Raw genomic sequence first — 18812 nt, forward strand, 5'->3', positions numbered from 1 at the left:
TGGCATCAATGAAACCGCGTCCACCCGGTAGCATGGTGCTTTTTCATCCTGGGTGACTCCATGCTCAAACTCTACATCGGCAACAAGAATTACTCGTCCTGGTCCATGCGCCCCTGGGTGCTGCTCAAGCAGGCCGGCATTGCGTTTGAGGAAGTCAAGGTCCGCTTCGACTCGTTCGAGGCCGTGTCCACCTTCAAGCAGGCCATCCGTACCATCACCCCCGTCGGCAAGGTGCCGGTGCTGCTGGACGGTGACCTGGCGGTCTGGGACACGCTGGCAATCGCCGAGTACCTGGCCGAGCAGTACCCGGACAAACAGCTCTGGCCCGCCGACGTCAAGGCGCGCGCACGCGCACGCAGCATCTGCGCCGAAATGCACAGCGGCTTTGGCGCCCTGCGCAGCGCCTGCCCCATGAACATCGAGGCCGACCTGAGCGACACCGGCCGGCTGATCTGGCGCGACAAACCCGCGGTGCGCGCCGATGTCGCGCGCATCGTGGCCATGTGGGAAGAATTGCTGGCAAGCTACAAGGGCCCGCTGCTGTTCGGGCAATTCAGCATTGCCGACGCCTACTTCGCGCCGGTTGCCATGCGCCTGAGCAGGTATGCCCTGCCGGTGCCGCAGGAAATCAATGCCTACATCGAGCGCCTGAGCGCGTTGCCCGGGGTCAAGGCCTGGGTGGACGACGCCCTCGCGGAAAACGACTTTCGGGAATTCGAGGAACCGTACCGGTTCTCACGCTGATCATGGCAAGAAGCACCATGGTCACGATTTACCTGCGTTACGTCCTCGACACCCACCGGCTCAAGGAATTCGAGCATTACGGCAAGCTGTGGATTCCACTGGTGGAAAAGTTTGGCGGAAAACACCACGGCTACTTCATGCCCGGCGAAGGCGCCAGCAACATTGCGTTGGCGCTGTTCACGTTCGACAGCCTGGCTTCCTACGAAAGTTACCGGCAGCGGTCTTTTGAAGACCCCGATTGCCAGGCTGCCTTCAGGTACGCCGAAGAAACGGGCTGCATTCTGAGCTACGAGCGCAGTTTTTTCCGCCCTGTCTTTTCCTGATCCGCATGCGGGGTGGCGCCAACCCAACCGCTAAACTGCCACCATGGAAATTTTCATGGTCGGTGGTGCGGTGCGCGATGCCTTGCTGGGCCTGCCGGTGCAGGACCATGACTGGGTGGTGGTCGGCGCAACGCCCGACGAACTGACCGCCCTGGGCTATCTGCCGGTGGGCAAGGACTTCCCGGTGTTCCTGCATCCGCAGACGCGCGAGGAGTATGCGCTGGCCCGCACCGAACGCAACACGGCGCGCGGCTACCGCGGCTTTGCCATCCACGCCGCACCGGACGTGACGCTGGAGGAAGACCTTGCACGCCGCGACCTTACTATCAATTCAATAGCAGCTCCCGCACATCCTCAAAGAGATGGAGCCGGATTTGAGGCTGATCTTGAAGCGCTCATCGATCCCTACGGCGGACAGGGGGACATCCGGGACAAGGTTCTGCGCCACGTCACCGACGCCTTTCGCGAGGACCCGGTGCGCATCCTGCGGCTGGCACGTTTTGCCGCGCGCTTCGCCGACTTCACGGTGGCGCCTGAAACCCTGGCGCTGATGCGCGAGATGGTGGCGCACGGCGAGGTCGATGCCCTGGTGGCCGAACGCGTCTGGCAGGAACTGGCGCGCGGCCTCATGGAGGACACGCCGTCCCGCATGTTCGCGGTGCTGCGCGACTGCGGCGCACTGCAGCACCTGCTGCCCGAGGTCGAGAAACTCTGGGGCGTGCCGCAACGCCCCGAGTACCACCCCGAAGTGGACACCGGCGTGCACCTGATGATGGTGCTGGACATGGCAGCGCAACTGCAGGCCAGCCTGGCCGTGCGTTTCGCCTGCCTGGGCCACGACCTCGGCAAGGGCACCACAGCGGTCGAACTGCTGCCCAGACACATCGGCCACGAGGAGCGCAGCGCACGCCTGCTCAAGGGCCTGTGTGCGCGGCTGCGTGTGCCCACCGAATGCCGGGAGCTGGCCGAAGTGGTGGCACGCGAACACGGCAACATCCACCGCAGCGCCGGATTCGGTGCGGCCGCTCTGGTGCGCTTGCTGGAGCGTTGCGACGCATTTCGCAAGCCGCAACGTTTTGACGACATCCTGCTGGCTTGCGAATGTGATGCGCGCGGCCGCCTGGGGCTGGCGAACGCTGCCTATCCGCAGCGGCAGCATCTGGCGCAGGCCTTGCAGGCGGCGCAAGCGGTGGTGACGGCGTCGATCGCAGAAGCAGCGCAGGCGGCAGGCCTGAGCGGCCCCAAAATCGGCGACAAGATCCATGCCGCCCGGGTGCAGGCCCTCCAGACGTGGATCGACGGTACAGCGGCGCCTGCCGCTACAGCCCCGTCCGCCTGACGAGCACAGGGCGTCCTGCAGCGCCGCCTGTGCCAGCAGGGAATCCGGCCTACAGGCGTCGCAGAAAAATTCTGCTAAGGTAGGAAGCGATGCACATGCCCTACGACACGCTCCCCCGTATCGCGCAGGATACGGCGCTTTTTCTGGACTTTGACGGAACCCTGGTTGAGCTGGCCGCCCGGCCCGAAGCCGTAGTCATTCCGCCCACCCTGACAAGCACGCTGGCTGCGCTGTATGGACAACTCGGCGGCGCGCTGGCGCTGGTATCGGGTCGCCGCCTGAGCGACCTCGACAGTTTTCTGGCGCCGCTGCAGTTGCCGGCAGCGGTCGAACATGGCGGGCAGCGCCGCAACGCCGACGGTCTCCTGATCAGTGCACCGGCCACGGATCTGCGCGATGCGCTGCAGGCGGCCGAAGGGCTGCTGCAGCGCCATCCCGCTCTCCAGCTCGAGCGGAAAAATCTGGCCCTGAGCCTGCACTACCGGCACGCCCCCGACCTGGAAGACCTGTGCCTGCAGGTGATGGGCGAGGCCGCGGCACGCAGCCCGGGGCTGCAGCTTATACATGGCAAATGTGTGGTCGACCTGAAGCCCACTGGGGTCAGCAAGGGCACGGCGATTGCGGCCTTCATGGACGAAGCGCCGTTTGCCGGCCGTGTTCCGGTGTTTGCCGGCGACGACGTCACCGACGAGGACGGCTTCGAACAGGTGCTGCGCATGGGCGGCCACGCGATCAAGGTCGGCCCCGGACCCACGCTGGCGAAACATCGCTGCGACAACGTGGCGCAACTGGCCCAATGGCTGCTGTCGGCACGGGCGCCCGCGCGCGCGAACGGACCGGAACGGCGGCACGCATGAGCACCCCAGTCCATCCCTCCAGCTTCGCTGCACCCGCGCCGCCCTCACTGTCGCTGGGCGTGATCGGCAACTGCGCCTTCAGCGCGCTGGTGGATGCCCGGGGCCGCATTGTCTGGTGCTGCCTGCCGCGTTTCGACGGCGACCCGGTGTTCAACGCCCTGCTGGACCCAAGCGAGAACGGCAGCGCCTTTGCCATCGAGATCGAGAACTTCTCGCACAGCAAGCAGTGGTACGAACCGAACACCGCCGTGCTGCGCACGCAGCTTTTCGACACCAGCGGCCAGGCAGTGGAGATCACCGACTTCGCGCCGCGTTTTTACCGGCGCTCGCGCTTTTTCAAGCCCATGACGCTGGTGCGGCGCGTGCGGCCAATTCAGGGCGCGCCGCGCATCCGGGTCTCGCTGGACCTGCGTTACGACTGGGGCCGGAGCCGGCCGGTGGTGACCCAGGGCAGCAACCACCTGCGTTATGTCGGCGATGCGCTGACACTGAGGCTCAACACCGACGCGCCGCTGGCGCACCTGCTGTCCCGGCAAGCCTTTGTGCTGACACGCGAACACAACTTCCTGCTGGGCGCCGACGAGTCGCTGGCCGACGGCATTGCCGACACCGCGCGCCTGTTCGAGGAAGAAACCCTCTCCTACTGGCGCAAGTGGAGCCAGCGCCTGCACATTCCGCTGCAGTGGCAGGAGGCCGTGATACGCGCGGCCATCACGCTCAAGCTCTCGCTGTTTGAAGACACCGGCGCGATTGTGGCGGCCATGACCACCAGCATTCCCGAGGCGCCCAACAGCGGACGCAACTGGGACTACCGCTTCTGCTGGTTGCGCGACGCTTTTTTTGTGGTGCGCGCACTCAACAGCCTGTCCGAAGTCGGCACCATGGAAGACTACCTGCGCTGGCTCAGCAACGTGGTGGTGCAGGCTGGCGGCGGCCATATCCAGCCGCTGTACGGCATCGGCCTGGAACGCGAGTTGCCCGAGGCGGTGCACGGCCACCTGAGCGGCTACCGCGGCATGGGGCCGGTGCGCGTGGGCAACCAGGCGCAGGAGCATTTCCAGCACGACGTCTACGGCAACGTGGTGCTGGGCGCGGCCCAGGCCTTCCACGACCACCGGCTGCTGCACCGCGCCGGCGAGGCCGAATTTTCGCGGCTGGAAGCGGTTGGTGAGCAGGCCGTGCGCAACTACGACCAGCCCGACGCCGGCATGTGGGAGCTGCGCACGCGCGCCCGGGTGCACACCTCCTCGGCCCTGATGTGCTGGGCGGCCTGCGACCGTCTTGGCAAGATCGCCGTCACCCTGAAACAGCCGGACCGCGCCATCTACTGGCACGGCCATGCCAACACCATGCGCGAGCGCATCCTGCGCGAATCATGGAGCGAGGAACGCCAGGCCTTTGCCGAGAGTTTCGGCGGGCGCGACCTCGACGCCAGCGTGCTCCTGATGATCGAGGTCGGTTTCATCGACCCGAAAGACCCGCGTTTTGTCGCGACCGTGGACGCGCTGGAAAAACACCTGTGCGACGGCCCCTACATGCGGCGTTACGAAGCGCCCGACGACTTCGGCAAACCCGAGACCGCCTTCAACATCTGCACCTTCTGGCGCATCGATGCGCTGGCGCGCATTGGCCGCAAGGAACAGGCGCGCGAGATCTTCGAGACCATGCTGGCTGCGCGCAACCACCTCGGCCTGCTGTCGGAAGACACGCATCCCGTGACCGGCGAGATGTGGGGCAACTTCCCGCAAACCTACTCCATGGTCGGCCTCATCAACGCCGCCGTGCGCCTCTCTGCGCCCTGGGATAGCCAGGTATGAAGGGATGGCTCACCCCCGTCGGCGGCTCACTGCGTGTAGCCCCTTCCCCCCTTGAGTCATCGGCACACCCCCGTCGGAGACTCACTGCGTGTAGTCCCTTCCCCCCTTGCCGGGGGCGATACCTACGGCCCGGCAAAGCCGGTTCCGTGGTATCCGCGGCTGGTGAAAGTTGTGCCATATGAGCAGACTTGTGGTGGTCTCCAACCGCGTCGCGGATCCGCGCAAGACGGCCGCCGGCGGCCTGGCGGTGGCCCTGGGCGATGCGCTGTCCGCCAACGGCGGTCTGTGGTTCGGCTGGAGCGGGACGATTGTCGAAGGCGGCACGCCCGGTGAAGGCGAGATGCACACCCAGCAGGCCGGCAATGTGACGCTGACCACGGTGGACCTGTGCCGCGAAGACCACGACAGTTATTACCTGGGTTACACCAACGGCGTGCTCTGGCCGGTGTTTCATTACCGGCTGGATCTGGCCGACTTCGATGCCGGCTTCATCGGTGGCTACCGCCGTGTCAACCAGATGCTGGCGCACAAGCTGATGCCGCTGCTGCGGCCCGACGACACCATCTGGGTGCACGACTACCACCTGATCCCGCTGGCGGCCGAACTGCGCGCGATGGGCTGCAAGAACCGCATCGGCTTCTTCCTGCACATCCCGCTGCCGCCACCGCTGATCCTCGCGGCCGTGCCCCAACATGAATGGCTGATCCGCTCGCTGTTTTCCTATGACCTGGTGGGCTTCCAGAGCCAGGCGGATGTGGACCACTTCTCGCGTTATGTCGGCCAGGAGGCGGGCGCCGAAGCCCTGGACAAACACCAGTTCCGCGCCTTCGGGCGCACGGTGCACGCGCAGGCCTTTCCGATTGGCATCGATGTCGATGAATTTGCGGCCCTCACGCATGGCAAGGAAGCGCGCGAGATGTACGAGCGCATGAAGGAAGAATACTCGCGGCGCCGTCTGTTGCTGGGCGTGGAGCGGCTGGATTACTCCAAGGGCCTGCCGCAGCGCCTGCGTGCCTTCAGGCAGTTGCTGAAGATGTACCCGGAGAACCTCAACAGCGCAACGCTGATCCAGATCGCCTCACCCAGCCGCGAGGCCCTCGACACCTACAGCGGCCTGCGCCAGGAACTGGAGAGCCTGTGCGGCGCCATCAATGGCGACTATGGCGAGCTGGACTGGATGCCGGTGCGCTACATCCACCGCAACGTGGCGCGCAAGCGCCTGCCCGGCCTGTACCGCGTGGCCAGTGTGGCCCTGGTCACGCCGCTGCGCGACGGCATGAACCTGGTCGCCAAGGAGTTCATTGCGGCGCAGGACCCGGCCGACCCCGGCGTGCTGGTGCTGTCACGTTTTGCGGGCGCGGCCGAACAGCTCAAGGAAGCGCTGCTGGTCAACCCCTACGACACCCACGGCACGGCCGAGAGCATCCAGCTGGCACTGCAGATGCCGCTGCACGAGCGCCAGCGGCGGCACCAGGCGCTGCTCGAGCGCATCCGTAGCCAGGATGTGCACTGGTGGCGCCAGACCTTTCTGCAAACCCTGGCCGGCACCACCCCCGAATAGAACAAGCGCCTTCTGGCGCACTGCTGGCAGACAAGCCGGAAATGTGCAACCATTCAGTCATGAATTGAACTGACATGGTCAAACGCAATTACCTCAACCGCTCCTTGGCCGACGGCATACGCAAGGTGGGCTTTCGCAAATGGTATGAACACGAGCTGATGTCCAGCCATGCCCACATGCTGCTGGCCCTGCTGTGCACGATTGCCCTGATGGCCACGCTGGAGCTTTTTCAGGGCGGCACCCTCACCGAAAAGCTGGTGGACGTGGTCCTGTTCATCATCAGCGGCGCGGTGGGACTGTGGGCCCTGCGTCGCTACCTGTACCTGCTGCTGCATGCCGAAACCGTGGCCGACCAGGCCAATTGCCCGAAATGCGCCGAATACGGCCGGCTCGATGTTGTCGAGGAAGACCACCGCAGCGGTCAGGTTCTCGTCAAGTGCCGCAAATGCGGCGAGCCCTGGACGCTGATTCCCTGAAACCCGGGCGGCTTCTTCAGACCACCAGCGCCAGCGCCGCGTAGTCGCCGACCCGGTCCTGCAGGCCGGCCGGCACCAGCACAAACCCGTCCGTCAGCGCCGGCAGCCTGCCCCTGATGTGGGCCTGCAGACGCGGCAGCAGGTAATCGCGGTGGTGCCAGAACACGCTGCCGCCGATGCTGATGCGCTGCAGGTCCAGCGTCACGACCAGGTTGTACAGGGCCCGGCCCATCACCCGGCATAGATCATTAACAATGGCCACAGCGCCCGTCTCTCCTGCGCGAGCAGCTATCAAAATAGAAGCAGCATCGGCATACCCGAGCGCGCCAAAACGCCGCGGCATGGCATTGCCCGCCACCAGCGCCTCGACATCGCCGATGTTGCCGCAGCCGCACAGCGCATCGTTGTTGTCGCTGACGAACATGTGGCCGGCATGGCCGGCGTTGCCGTTTTTCCCGCGCAGCATCTGCCCGTCGACACACAGGCCGACACCGATGCCGGTGCTCCAGGTCACGTAAGCGCAATGCGCCATGCCCTGCAGCGCGCCCCAGCGGCGCTCAGCCTTGAGCGCAGCCAGGCCGTCATTTTCAACACGCACCTGGGCGAATACCTCGCGCAGCGGCGCTTCGAGCAAGGCCGTGGTCCAGTCGTTGGGCAGCCCGCGCGCCGCCCCGGCCAAGCCGCCGCAGATGTTGGGCGCCGCGAGTTCGACCTGGCCATCGTTCAGCACAAAGGGCCCGCAGGACGCCACGCCGACGGCCGCCAGGTCCTCGCAGCGGATCTGCGCCGCCACGCTGCTTTCCCCGATCATGCGCAGCACCTGCCGCGCCAGCGCATCGCTGACGCCCTCCTTGGCGGTCGGCTCCACCCGCCGGCCCAGAATGCCGCGCTGATCGACCACGGCAACCGACACCTTGGTGCCGCCTATGTCCACGCAGGCCACCGGGGCGGCGCCGGCAGGCAGGCGAATGTCGGGCCCGGCGAAGGGCGGAGCGGTCGGTAGAGGGCTGTTCATGGCAGGCGGTTCAAATCATCTGGCTGATGAGGCTGGCCACCAGGCTCAGGACAATGGTGGTCGTCAGCGGAATGAACCATTCGCGCCCAAACAGTTTGAAGCGCAAGTCGCCCGGCAGTTTGCCAAAGCCCAGCTTGTGCAGCAGGGGCGTGAACCAGCTGATGAAGATCAGCGCCAGGAAAATCACCAGCATCCAGCGAATCATGGGGCTAGTTTAGAGGCAAGCGCCTTGCGCCGCGTTGCCGGGTTGTTGCGAGCTGCAGTTGCTTGCCTGCAAGCCGGGTCTCGCCCCGGCGGGCGAGGCACTTTGTCTTTGCTTCGCCAAAGAAAAGTACCCAAAAGAAAGGCGACCCGATGGTCTGGGTCCCTCCGCTTCGCTACGGGCAACCTCCGGTGCTCGGTAAAAGCGGGGGCTCGCTCGAACTCGCCTTCGGCTCAGACAATCGCGAGCCCTGATCCGCTTTTGCCTGCGCTCCTCGGCCCAGCCCGACGGGTGGAGGAAACGAATACAAATGCGGATGCGGGGAGGCGAGGACGCGCTTTGCGCGTCCTCGCCGGAGTCCGATTCCGTATCCGTATCCGTATCCGTATCCGTATCCGGCTCCGCTTCCGATCCCGTCCCCACCACCCTTCTGGCTGCGCCGAGGAGCGGAGGTCCAGCCGGATCAGGGCGAGCGATTGTCTGAGCGTAGCGAGTTCGAGCTCGACCCCGGCTGGACCGAGCACCGCAGGTTGCCCCCGTAGCGTCAGCGAAGGGGGACGCAGACAGCAGGGTCGCCTTTTTCTTTGCTTACTTTCTTTTTGGCGACGCAAAAAGAAAGTAAGTTGCCGCCGGGCAACCCCCGGCTTGCTGGCAAACCTCCAACAGCAGAAGCAAAGAAGACTTCAACAAGCTCAGCCCAAACAGCTCGAAACGGCAACCCGCTACAAGGTATGGCTCCTGTCCCCTAGCGCAAACCCCAGCGCCTGCCACCCATTCCACGGACAGTCCTTCGAGTCCACGGCAAAACCGATGACCTTGAACAACTCACCCATTTCATGTTCATTGATTAGTTTCTGCACCATGACGCGTTCGGCCAGCGGCGCATCGTCCATGCCGTCCAGCACACCGCAATTGAGCAGAAAACGCGCCTGGCTGGTGTAACCCAGCACCTGGAAACCGGCGTCCTGCCCGGCCAGCGCGATGCCACTGAAGTTGACGTGCGCGGTGATGTCTTTCTCGCCAACGTCCTGCAGCGCATCGGCGTCAGCCAGGTGAGCGCGGTGGCACATGACCGTGCCCATGCTGCGCTGCGGGTGGTAATACTCGTGTTCGGGGAAACCGTAGTCCAGCAGAAACACCGCGCCGGCCTGCAGCCGGTCGGCCAGGGTGCGCACAAACGCCTCGGCCTGCGGGTGGATCTCGGTCAGGTAGTCGTGGCTGCCCGCCACGTCGAGCGGCGGCCGCAGGGCGGTCGGCTGGTCGGCCGGCACAAACATGCCGTTATCAACGGCGACGCCGCGCTCCTGCCAGGCGCCGTCCACGCGGGCCAGCAACTGCACCGGCATGGCGTCCAGCACCTCGTTGCCGACCACCACACCCTGCATCTGCGCCGGCAATTCGCTGACCCACTGCACGGTGTCGCCCCAGGCGGCCAGGCGCTCGCGCTGTCGCGCCTGCAGGCTGCCGGAGAGATCCACAATCGTGTAACGCCGAATTTGCGTGCCCAAGGCCTCGAGCAGCTGCTGCGCCAGCGCGCCGGAACCCGCGCCGAACTCCCAGACCTCCGTGGTCCCGGTGGCCGCCAAGGCCTGCGCCAGTTGCCGTGCCAGCGCCTGGCCAAAACGCGGGGAAAGCTCGGGCGCGGTGACAAAATCGCTGCCGCCGCCCTTCACGCCGGCGGGCATGAGGCCGAACTGGCGCGCGTCGCGGGCGTAATAGCCCAGACCCGGGGTGTACAGGGCCATGGCCATGAAACGGTCAAAACCGATCCAGCCACCGGCGGCGCTTATGGCCCCGCGGATGTGGGCGGCCAGGGGGCTCGTTAAACTAGGGGGTATCGTCATGGGGGAGGTGCTCACCCCCGGATTGTCGGCGATTGCCCTGTCCCCAGCACCCCCAGCCTTCACCAGATGAACCCAGCGTCTCCCGCTCCTGTTGTTCTCGTTACCGGCGCCGCCAGGCGACTGGGCCGCGAGATCGCGCTTGCGCTGGCAGCCAGCGGCTGGCGCGTGGCCGTGCACTACCGGAGCTCGGAAGAGGATGCTATTAAAACAGTAGCAGACTGCGCACAACTGGCGGGGGATGCAGCCTCTTTTTGCTGTGAACTGGAGGACGAGGCCGCGGTCCGCAGCCTGCTGCCGCAGGTGATCAACCACTTCGGCCAGGTCGATGCGGTGGTCAACAACGCCTCCACCTTCGAACATGACAGCGCCGCCAGCTTCGGTTTTGCGTCGCTTGAAAAACACATGCGCAGCAACACCGGCGCGGCGATTGTGCTGGCGCAGGCCCTGCACGCCCACGTGCTGGCGCGGCAGGCCGCCGGGGCGGCGCCTGAGCCAATCGGCCGGTTTGCAGTGATCAACCTGCTGGACCAGAAGCTCTGGAACCAGAATCCGGACTTTTTCAGCTACACCCTGTCCAAGGCGGCGCTCGAAGCCGCCAACACCATGCTGGCCATCGCGCTGGCGCCGCAGCTGCGCGTGGTGGGGGTGGCCCCCGGGCTGACACTGACCAGCCACCTGCTGAGTGACGAAAAATTCCAGGCCCTGCACAAACTCTCGCCGCTGGGCCGTTCGTCCAGCGCGGCCGACGTGGTGGCCACCGTCAAGTTCGCGCTGGACAATGCCTCCATCACCGGCACCACGCTGCTGGTGGACGGCGGACAGCACCTGCTGAAATTCGAGCGCGATTTCTCACTGATGTGAGCGCACCCTCCTACACCGCCACCTCTTGCCCTCCATGCAGACTGACTTCACCATGTTCAACACCCGTGGCACCCAGATCCTGACGCTGACCGGCCTGCGCTTCGACGCCAACCTCGGCATCCTGGAGCAGGAAAAAAACGCGCCGCAACCGATCCAGGTGGACGCCGAACTCAACCTCGGCACGCAGCCGCTGCTGCCCAGCGACGACGACATCCACCATGTGCTGGACTACCGCAAGGTGCGCCAGATCATCATCAACGAATGCACGGCCGAACATGTGAACCTGCTGGAAAGCCTGATCGGCAAGCTGGCGCACCGGCTGATGCTGCTGCCCGGCGTGCTGGGTGTGCGCGTGAAAATTGCCAAACTTGAAATTTTTGACGACTGCGAAGTGGCCATTCGCGTCGAGACCGGCCAGTGGTGAAGCACCACACCGACAACCTGAGGTAAATCCATGAGTGCCGTATTGAATGAAATGACGAATGACGCAGCCGGTGAAGAAGCGGCGGCCACGGCCAAAGCGGGCCTGAAGATAGAACGCGAGGAACACAAGCTCGAAAAACGCCTGTGCCGCGAGGTCGGCCGCGCGATTGTGGACTTCAACATGATCGAGGAAGGCGACAAGGTCATGGTTTGCGTCTCGGGCGGCAAGGACAGCTACGCGATGCTGGACATCCTGCTCAAGCTGCAAAAACGCGCACCCATCAACTTCGAGCTGATCGCCGTCAACCTCGACCAGAAGCAACCCGGCTTTCCCGACCACATCCTGCCGCAATACCTGGAAAAACTCGGCGTGCCTTTCCACATCGAGACGCAGGACACCTACAGCATCGTCAAGCGCGTGATCCCCGAGGGCAAGACCATGTGTTCGCTGTGTTCGCGCCTGCGCCGCGGCATTCTGTACCGGGTCGCCGAAGAGCTGGGCGCCACCAAGATCGCGCTGGGCCACCACCGCGACGACATGCTGCAGACCTTCTTTCTGAACATGTTTTTTGCCTCCCGCCTCAAGGGCATGCCGCCCAAGCTGGTCAGCGACACCGGCAAACACGTGGTGATCCGGCCCATGGCCTATGTGCCTGAGAAGGACCTCATCAAGTGGGCGCAGGTGCGCGACTTTCCGATCATTCCGTGCACGCTGTGCGGCAGCCAGCAGAACCTGCAGCGCGTGCAGGTCGGCAACATGCTGCGCGAATGGGACAAGAAGTTTCCGGGCCGCCTGGAGAACATGTTCACCTCGCTGCAAAACGTCGTGCCCTCGCACCTGATGGACGGCAAGCAGCACGACTTCAAGGGCATACGCAGCACCGGCATGCCGGACCCGGAAGGTGACAAGGCCTTTGACATGGAAGAGTTTTTTGAACCCGTCCGGCCCGGGCTGGGCGTCGTGACGCTGTAAGTTTTACAAGTCATTCAGACCTGGAGGCCTTATGTACAGAGCGCTGAAAGCTATCATTTTTGCAGCAACCGTGGCGGGACTCCTGGGCGGTTGCGCCAGCACCCGCATGGTCGGCAGCGAGGTCAACAGCTTCGCCCGCTGGGCGCCGGCACCGCCCGCACCGGGCAGCAGCTACCGCTTCGAGCGTTTGCCCTCGCAGCAGGCGGACATATCCCAAGCCCGGCTGGAAGGACTGACCCAGGCCGCGCTGGCCAGAGTGGGCCTGCAGCACAACCCGCAGGCGGCCAGCCTGAGCGTGCAGGTCAGCGCCAGCTCCCAGCCCATGCTGCGCTCGCGCTGGGACGGCGGCTATTACCCTTATGGCGGTGGTCCCAACATCTTCATCGGCGGCGGCAGCGGCGTGGGTGTCAGCAATGTTGGTGTGGGTTTCGGCTTCGGTTTTCCGCTGGGCGGCATGGACACGCCGATTTACCGGCGCGAAGTCAGCATCGTGATGCGCGAGCTGCGCAGCAACGTGGCCGTGTATGAAACACGCGCGGTCAGCGAGGAACCCTGGCTGGACACCGACCCGGTGCTGTCGGCCATGCTGGACGCCGCCCTGCGCGGCTTCCCGGTGCCGCCGGCCGGCCCGCGCCGAATCAATGTCGAGGTCAAGCCTTGACCCACGGGGCACGCGTGCTGGCCATCCGCCACGGCGAAACCACCTGGAATGTGGATACCCGCATCCAGGGCCAGCTCGATGTCGGGCTCAACGACACCGGGCGCTGGCAGGCCGAGCGCCTGGCCCGCGCGCTGGCCGAAGAACCCATACGCGCGATTTACGCCAGCGACCTCGGGCGCGCCCATGACACGGCGATGGCGATCAGCCGCGTCTCCGGTGTGGCGGTCACCGCCGAACAAGGCCTGCGCGAGCGGCATTTCGGCGAATTCCAGGGCAAGACCTTTGCCGAGATCGAAGCCGTTCTGCCCGAGCAGGCCAGGCTCTGGCGCACCCGCGACCCGGCTTTTGCCCCGACCGGCGGCGAGTCGCTGCTGCAGTTGCGCGAACGGGTGGTTGCCACCGCCGAAAAACTCGCAGCGCGCCATGCCGGCGAGCTGATCGTGCTGGTCGGCCACGGCGGCGTGATGGACGTGTTGTACCGGGCCGCAACGCGGCTGGACATCCAGGCGCCGCGCACCTGGGCACTGGGCAATGCGGCCATCAACCGCCTGCTCTGGACGCCGGACGGTTTCACGCTGGTTGGCTGGGCCGACACCCAGCACCTGGACAACGACAACAACTCCCTCGATGAAACGACCACCTGATGCACCTGCTGTCTGACCTGCTGGGCCGCCCTGCCGCGGCCATCGACACCCCCGCGCTGGTGATCGACCTCGACGCGATGGAGCGCAACCTGGACCGCATGGCGGCGTTCGCGGCGCAGCACGGCGTCATGCTGCGGCCACACGCCAAGATGCACAAAAGCGCCACCCTGGCCAAACTGCAGATGGCCCATGGCGCGGTCGGTGTCTGCGTCCAGAAAACCTCGGAAACCGAAGCGCTGGCGGCGCTGGGCGTCAACAACATCTACATCAGCAACGAGGTGGTCTCGCCCTTCAAGCTCAAGCGCGTCATGGCGGTTGCCAGGGAGCTGCAGGCGCTGGGCGGCCAGCTGGCCATCGCGGTCGACAGCCTCGAGGGCCTGCGCCGGCTGGCCCAGGCTGCGCACGGCCAGCATGCGGCCATCCGCGTGTTCATCGAAATCGATGTCGGCCATGGGCGCTGCGGCCTGGCGCCCGGCGCGTCCGCCGTCGCACTGGCCAATGAAATGGCGCTCCACCCGGCGCTGCAATTTGGCGGCCTGCAGGCCTACCACGGACGCGCCCAGCATCTGCGCACCGTGGCCGAGCGGCAAAAGGCGATAACGCAGGTGATCACCCATGTGCAGGCCACCCGCGCCGCGCTGCAGGCGGCCGGCCACGCAGTGCCGCTGGTGACCGGCGCAGGCACCGGCACCTTTGCGCTGGAAACCGCCAGCGGCGTGTACGGCGAATTGCAGGCGGGCTCCTACCTGTTCATGGACCGCGACTACGCCGACAACGAACGCGACCCGGCGCAGCCGGTTTTTGAGCACGCACTGTTCGTCAAAAGCCAGGTGATGAGCGTCTGCGCCAGCCATGCCGTGGTGGACGCCGGGCACAAAAGCCATGCGATTGATTCGGGCCTGCCGACGGTGCACGGCCTGGCGCTGGACTACGCCAACGGCGGCGACGAACACGGCATCCTGCGCGGCGCGGTGCTGCCGGCGCTGGGCGACACCGTGTGGCTGATCCCCGGCCACTGCGACCCGACCGTCAACCTGCACGAGCACCTGCTGGGCGTGCGCGGCGGCCTGGAACATGGCACGGTCGAGCAGATCATCAAGGTGGATGCCAGAGGCGCCCTGACCTGAACTGACGCAGGCGTCAGATGGCGATACTCGCCCCGGTGCAAGCGAGCCGGTCCAGCGTTTCCTCCCAGCGGCTCAGGTGTTCACCGTGCAGAGCAGTGCCTTCCTCCAGCACGGGCCAGAATGCCCAACCGCGAAGACCACTCACCACAAACCACTGGCGCACACTTTGCCGCACGACCCACTGCGGCGTGCGCCAGGGTCCCCAGGGCTCGGCACTTCTTGCAAAGTCAGGTGTCTGCGCCAAAGCACTCGCCGCATAGGACAGCAGTCCGTAACGACGCGGCTGGCTGGGCTGGCTTGGGCCGTCGTCATAAGTGGCGATTCGCGTCCGGTCGGCCAGCGCCGCAGGCAGCAGTTCGCTGGTCGTGAGGTGAAAGCCTGTTTCATGGGGCGTGCCTTTGACGGGATGCAGAACCGGCGCCAGGGCCCAGCCGGTCAACCCGCTGCATCGCAAGGCCTGGGCCGCATCGATTCCGCAGGCGTATTCACCGGTCCATTGGTCAACGAGCGCGATCGTCGACGGCGGCACCGGCTTGCTCAGATAAATTTTCGGTGGCAGGCGCACGCGCCACTCGCTTGCGGTCGGGTGCAGGCTGTCCGCGCTCCAGGCCGCGCGGGTCGCCGTTACATCGGAGCGCGATTGGGCGATGGTGCTGCGGCACACCACTTCAAGATGCGATGCGGCATCGATCTCACCACCGGAAAACTGCATGTCACGCAGCAGCGACAGCGATTCGCCATGGTCCTGGGCACATCGCAGCACACGTGCGAGCACCGGACCAGTCGCATCGAAGAACCTGGTGAACACATGTCCCACTGCCGCGTTGGGCCGCGCACCAAGCGCCTTGGCCAACACGGCGTCGGCGGCCAGCTCCCGGGACAGCGCGGGGGAGCAAAGGGTCAGGCGCAGCAGGATCTTCATTCTTGTCGCGAGGTCGCCATGACCCCAAAGTGGCAAATGGCGTTTTTTACCACGCCCGCTGTATGCCGGCGCCGGTCTCAGGGTTGGCGCTAAGGCGGCGCCAATCAACGCAGGCGACAATTCCGGACCATGACCCCAAGCCAGATCATCGTTCTCGCCACACCCGTCTTCTTTCTGCTGATCGCGATCGAGTTCGCCTGGGGCTACGCGAAGGGCCGCAACACCTACCGCCTCAACGACGCGATCAACAGCATCAGCCTGGGCATGCTCAGCCAGGTCAGCGCGGTGTTCACGCGGCTGTTTCGCATCGGCATCTACACCGCCATCTATTCGTCGATGGCGCTGTTTCCTGACGAAGCCTTCTGGACCACCTGGTACGGCTGGCTGATCGCCCTGGTTTTCTACGACTTCTGCTACTACTGGCTGCACCGCGCCGGCCACGAAAGCGCCGTCTTCTGGGCCGCGCATGTGGTGCATCACCAGAGCCAGGACTACAACCTGTCCACCGCACTTCGCCAGACCAGCAGCGGCGCGCTGCTCGGCTGGATTTTTTATGTGCCGATGGCGATTGCCGGTGTGCCGCCGCTGGTCTTCGGCGTGGTGGTGCTGATCGACCTGCTTTACCAGTTCTGGGTGCATACCGAACACGTGCCCAAGCTCGGCTGGTTCGACCGCTGGTTCTGCTCGCCCTCCAACCACCGCGTGCACCACGCAGTCAACGACAACTATGTCGACAGGAACTACGGCGGCATCCTGATCATCTGGGACCGGCTCTTCGGCAGCTTCCGCGAGGAAGACGAGAAATGTATTTACGGCACACGCAGCCCGCTCAACAGCTGGGACCCGCTGTGGTCCAACACCGAGGTGTACTGGGCCCTGGCCAAAGACTCCTGGCATGCCAGGAACTGGGGTGACAAGCTGCGTATCTGGTTCAAGCCGCCTGGTTGGCGCCCTGCTGACGTGACGGCACGTTTTCCGAAACCGCCTTTTGACATCACGCGGCTGGAGCGTTACCACCCACCCATGACCCGCACCCTGATGTGGTTCGGCGCCGTGCAGTTTGCCCTTCTGTTGCAGGGCGTCGCCCTGTTCCTCTGGTACGCCGACGGCCTGCCGGCCTTGCAGTCGGCCGTCTGGCTGGGGGCGCTGGCGACAGGGCTCTGGGCCGTGGGCGGCGCGCTGCAGGGCCGCCTGACGATGACCGAGGTGCTGCTGATCGAGGCCGCCGCGCTGGCGACGGCGACCAGCGTCCTTGGGCTGGTGGAGCTGCACCGCGTGTTCAAGCCGCTGGCGCTTTGTTTTGCTCTTGTTTTTGTAGCTGCTCGCGCATACCCCATAAGGGCTGTTGGCCGATTTGATCTGCTTTTGGGGGCAGGTCTGGTCTTTTCCCTCGCCGGCGATGTTCTCCTGATGTTTCCCGGTTTCTTCATCCCCGGCCTGCTGTCTTTCCTGGTCGCCCACCTGTTCTACATTGCCCTGTTCAAGCAGGGCCAGGCCTGGTTTCCCAGCCGGCGCGCGCTGGCGGTGACGCTGGGCGTGGGTGCGCTGATGTACGCCTTCCTGTTTGCCGGGCTCAACCCGGTGCTGCGTTTTGCCGTGGCCGCCTACGTGATCGTGATTGCACTGATGGCCGCGCAGGCGATCGGCCGGGCCACGGTGCTGCGTGACAAGGCTTCACTGGGCGTGGCCGTCGGTGCCGGCTTTTTCATGCTCAGTGACGCGCTGCTGGCCACCAACAAGTTCGCCCAGCCCCTGCCCATGGCCCAGCTGTGGGTGCTGGGCACCTACTACCTCGCGCAAGTCCTGATCGTGCACAACGCGCGGCCTGCCACTGCAGGGGAGCGGGCGGGCTGAACGCAAAGCCGCAAGGCCGCTCAGCACGCGACGTGCATCTCGCGGCGATAGGGAAGCGCATCCGTCGGTGCCGGCCTACAGATGGCGGGCTCATGGGTTCCTATGCTTTTGCATTTAAACAGGAGTTTTCATGCAAGAGCCATCCACCGACCGCCACCCCATCAGCAACCTGGAATATGACTGGATCACGCTGATCCAGAACAAGGCACAAGCGCTCATGGCCTACGACCAATACATCAAGGATGCCGAGCAGGCCGGCTCCGCCGAATGCGCCGCATTTTTCCGAAAGGTGCACGACAGCGACAAGGCACAGCTGGCCGAGGCCAAGGGACACTTGGTCGCCGTGCTTCAGGGAAAAATGGGCAAGTAGGCGCACCACGCCCGGCGAACGCCGCCAGGCGGAGTTCGCCGGGACAGTCAGTCTGCTTGGCACCAGCGACCGGACGCCGTGCACACACTGACCGGCGTACCGTTCAGCCAGACCTGCTCTTTGTCCAGCAGCAAGGCGGTCGAAGGGTCGATGTCGAAGCTGATCCCCAGGGCCTGCCCGACAGCGGCATTCTCAATGGGCAGTTCCCAGGTCAGGAACACCAGGCTGCAGTCCTGCCCGGCTGGAAAATCGGCCGCATCAAAGCCAGGGCCGCGGCGCTTGATCACGGCATGCGGCTGACCGGTATCGAAGACCACCACCGTGCCCCGGCGCAGGGGAATGCGATGACCTGTTGCCGGGAAATGCAGGTCCAGGCCCTTGTCCTCGCCTAGGAAGAGATTGCAGAAGGCCGCACCGCCATACTGCGCGCCATCGTGGTGGTAACGCGCGCCGCGGCAGGCCATCAGGGCGACGTCACAGGCAGCAAGCTCCACTTGCAGGCTCAGCGTGTGTGTCCAGTCCGACACCGCCTGCACGCAGCGCCGGTAGTCCGGCCAGCGCGCACGCGCTCGCACCAAAGGCAAGGCCTCGACATCTCCGGGTTCCAGTTCCAGGCGCAGCGAGATCTCCCGTTCCCAGTCGGCCACCAGCCTGGCCGGTGGCGCTGGCACGTCGACCGTGGCCGACAGCACGATATCACTCACGCTGCGGCTGCGCATGACATCGCCACTGCGGAAATAGGAAACCAGACGGTCTCCCACGCGGGGTGATGGTGGAAGGGGAGCGCTCATTTGCCCCA

General features: G+C 65.1%; 20 protein-coding genes. 15 read left to right on the top strand and 5 right to left on the bottom strand.

Features of this window, described 5'->3' with window-relative positions; genetic code table 11:
- Positions 1 to 60: 60 nt before the first annotated feature.
- From B7X65_RS10980 to B7X65_RS11010, 7 genes are all read left to right on the top strand, one after another.
- Complete coding sequence (locus B7X65_RS10980) at positions 61 to 744, top strand: glutathione S-transferase family protein (protein WP_293594335.1); 684 nt, start codon at positions 61 to 63, stop codon at positions 742 to 744.
- A 17-nt stretch (positions 745 to 761) separates the two neighbouring features.
- Positions 762 to 1067 (top strand): NIPSNAP family protein, encoded by a 306-nt coding sequence (locus B7X65_RS10985; protein WP_293594464.1) that lies wholly within the window; start codon positions 762 to 764, stop codon positions 1065 to 1067.
- Positions 1068 to 1110: 43 nt separating this feature from the next.
- Positions 1111 to 2406 (top strand): multifunctional CCA addition/repair protein, encoded by a 1296-nt coding sequence (locus B7X65_RS10990; RefSeq protein WP_293594336.1) that lies wholly within the window; start codon positions 1111 to 1113, stop codon positions 2404 to 2406.
- 95 nt (positions 2407 to 2501) lie between these two features.
- The gene (gene otsB, locus B7X65_RS10995; protein ID WP_293594337.1) at positions 2502 to 3263 is read left to right on the top strand and encodes a trehalose-phosphatase; all 762 of its coding nucleotides are present in this window, start codon (positions 2502 to 2504) and stop codon (positions 3261 to 3263) included.
- Entirely contained in the window at positions 3260 to 5080 is a 1821-nt protein-coding gene (locus B7X65_RS11000; protein ID WP_293594338.1) for a glycoside hydrolase family 15 protein, read from the top strand. Before otsB ends, B7X65_RS11000 begins: the two co-directional genes overlap by 4 nt.
- A 178-nt stretch (positions 5081 to 5258) precedes the next feature.
- Positions 5259 to 6641, top strand: a complete 1383-nt coding sequence (gene otsA / locus B7X65_RS11005; RefSeq protein ID WP_293594339.1) for an alpha,alpha-trehalose-phosphate synthase (UDP-forming) — start codon at positions 5259 to 5261, stop codon at positions 6639 to 6641.
- Between the two features lie 74 nt (positions 6642 to 6715).
- Positions 6716 to 7117, top strand: a complete 402-nt coding sequence (locus B7X65_RS11010) for a hypothetical protein (RefSeq protein ID WP_293594340.1) — start codon at positions 6716 to 6718, stop codon at positions 7115 to 7117.
- Positions 7118 to 7133: 16 nt separating this feature from the next.
- Here the strand turns inward: B7X65_RS11010 and B7X65_RS11015 are convergent, their stop codons facing one another.
- The 3 genes from B7X65_RS11015 to B7X65_RS11025 form a co-directional block, all read right to left on the bottom strand.
- Complete coding sequence (locus B7X65_RS11015) at positions 7134 to 8132, bottom strand: ROK family protein (protein WP_293594341.1); 999 nt, start codon at positions 8130 to 8132, stop codon at positions 7134 to 7136.
- Positions 8133 to 8142: 10 nt separating this feature from the next.
- On the bottom strand, positions 8143 to 8337 hold the full coding sequence (locus B7X65_RS11020; protein ID WP_293594342.1) for a DUF2905 domain-containing protein: 195 nt from the start codon (positions 8335 to 8337) through the stop codon (positions 8143 to 8145).
- 719 nt (positions 8338 to 9056) lie between these two features.
- Positions 9057 to 10178 (bottom strand): SAM-dependent methyltransferase, encoded by a 1122-nt coding sequence (locus B7X65_RS11025; RefSeq protein ID WP_293594343.1) that lies wholly within the window; start codon positions 10176 to 10178, stop codon positions 9057 to 9059.
- A 66-nt stretch (positions 10179 to 10244) separates the two neighbouring features.
- Here B7X65_RS11025 and B7X65_RS11030 point away from each other — a divergent pair, with 66 nt between their 5' ends.
- Genes B7X65_RS11030 through B7X65_RS11055 form a run of 6 tightly spaced genes read left to right on the top strand, consistent with a single transcriptional unit; the run spans position 10245 to position 14867 of the window.
- Positions 10245 to 11039, top strand: a complete 795-nt coding sequence (locus B7X65_RS11030; protein WP_293594344.1) for an SDR family oxidoreductase — start codon at positions 10245 to 10247, stop codon at positions 11037 to 11039.
- Between the two features lie 52 nt (positions 11040 to 11091).
- A complete protein-coding gene (locus B7X65_RS11035; protein ID WP_293594465.1) occupies positions 11092 to 11463 on the top strand; it encodes a dihydroneopterin aldolase in 372 nt (123 codons plus the stop codon).
- Between the two features lie 51 nt (positions 11464 to 11514).
- Entirely contained in the window at positions 11515 to 12435 is a 921-nt protein-coding gene (ttcA, locus tag B7X65_RS11040) for a tRNA 2-thiocytidine(32) synthetase TtcA (protein ID WP_293594466.1), read from the top strand.
- A gap of 31 nt (positions 12436 to 12466) precedes the next feature.
- Positions 12467 to 13096, top strand: coding sequence for a DUF4136 domain-containing protein (locus B7X65_RS11045; protein WP_293594345.1), 630 nt, complete (start codon positions 12467 to 12469; stop codon positions 13094 to 13096).
- Entirely contained in the window at positions 13093 to 13740 is a 648-nt protein-coding gene (locus tag B7X65_RS11050) for a histidine phosphatase family protein (protein WP_293594346.1), read from the top strand. The genes B7X65_RS11045 and B7X65_RS11050 overlap by 4 nt, the downstream gene beginning before the upstream one ends.
- Positions 13740 to 14867 carry a DSD1 family PLP-dependent enzyme gene (locus B7X65_RS11055; protein WP_293594347.1) on the top strand — a complete coding sequence of 376 codons (1128 nt, stop codon included), beginning with the start codon at positions 13740 to 13742 and terminating at the stop codon, positions 14865 to 14867. Before B7X65_RS11050 ends, B7X65_RS11055 begins: the two co-directional genes overlap by 1 nt.
- A gap of 13 nt (positions 14868 to 14880) precedes the next feature.
- Here B7X65_RS11055 and B7X65_RS11060 read toward each other — a convergent pair whose 3' ends face one another.
- Positions 14881 to 15789 carry a hypothetical protein gene (locus tag B7X65_RS11060; RefSeq protein ID WP_293594348.1) on the bottom strand — a complete coding sequence of 303 codons (909 nt, stop codon included), beginning with the start codon at positions 15787 to 15789 and terminating at the stop codon, positions 14881 to 14883.
- Positions 15790 to 15918: 129 nt separating this feature from the next.
- Here B7X65_RS11060 and B7X65_RS11065 point away from each other — a divergent pair, with 129 nt between their 5' ends.
- Positions 15919 to 17643 carry a lysoplasmalogenase family protein gene (locus tag B7X65_RS11065; RefSeq protein ID WP_293594349.1) on the top strand — a complete coding sequence of 575 codons (1725 nt, stop codon included), beginning with the start codon at positions 15919 to 15921 and terminating at the stop codon, positions 17641 to 17643.
- Positions 17644 to 17773: 130 nt separating this feature from the next.
- The gene (locus tag B7X65_RS11070; protein WP_293594350.1) at positions 17774 to 18013 is read left to right on the top strand and encodes a hypothetical protein; all 240 of its coding nucleotides are present in this window, start codon (positions 17774 to 17776) and stop codon (positions 18011 to 18013) included.
- Positions 18014 to 18060: 47 nt separating this feature from the next.
- Here the strand turns inward: B7X65_RS11070 and B7X65_RS11075 are convergent, their stop codons facing one another.
- Complete coding sequence (locus B7X65_RS11075; protein ID WP_293594351.1) at positions 18061 to 18804, bottom strand: hypothetical protein; 744 nt, start codon at positions 18802 to 18804, stop codon at positions 18061 to 18063.
- Positions 18805 to 18812 lie beyond the last annotated feature (8 nt).

This window comes from Polaromonas sp. 39-63-25, from assembly GCF_002278925.1.
GTDB lineage: Bacteria > Pseudomonadota > Gammaproteobacteria > Burkholderiales > Burkholderiaceae_C > Polaromonas.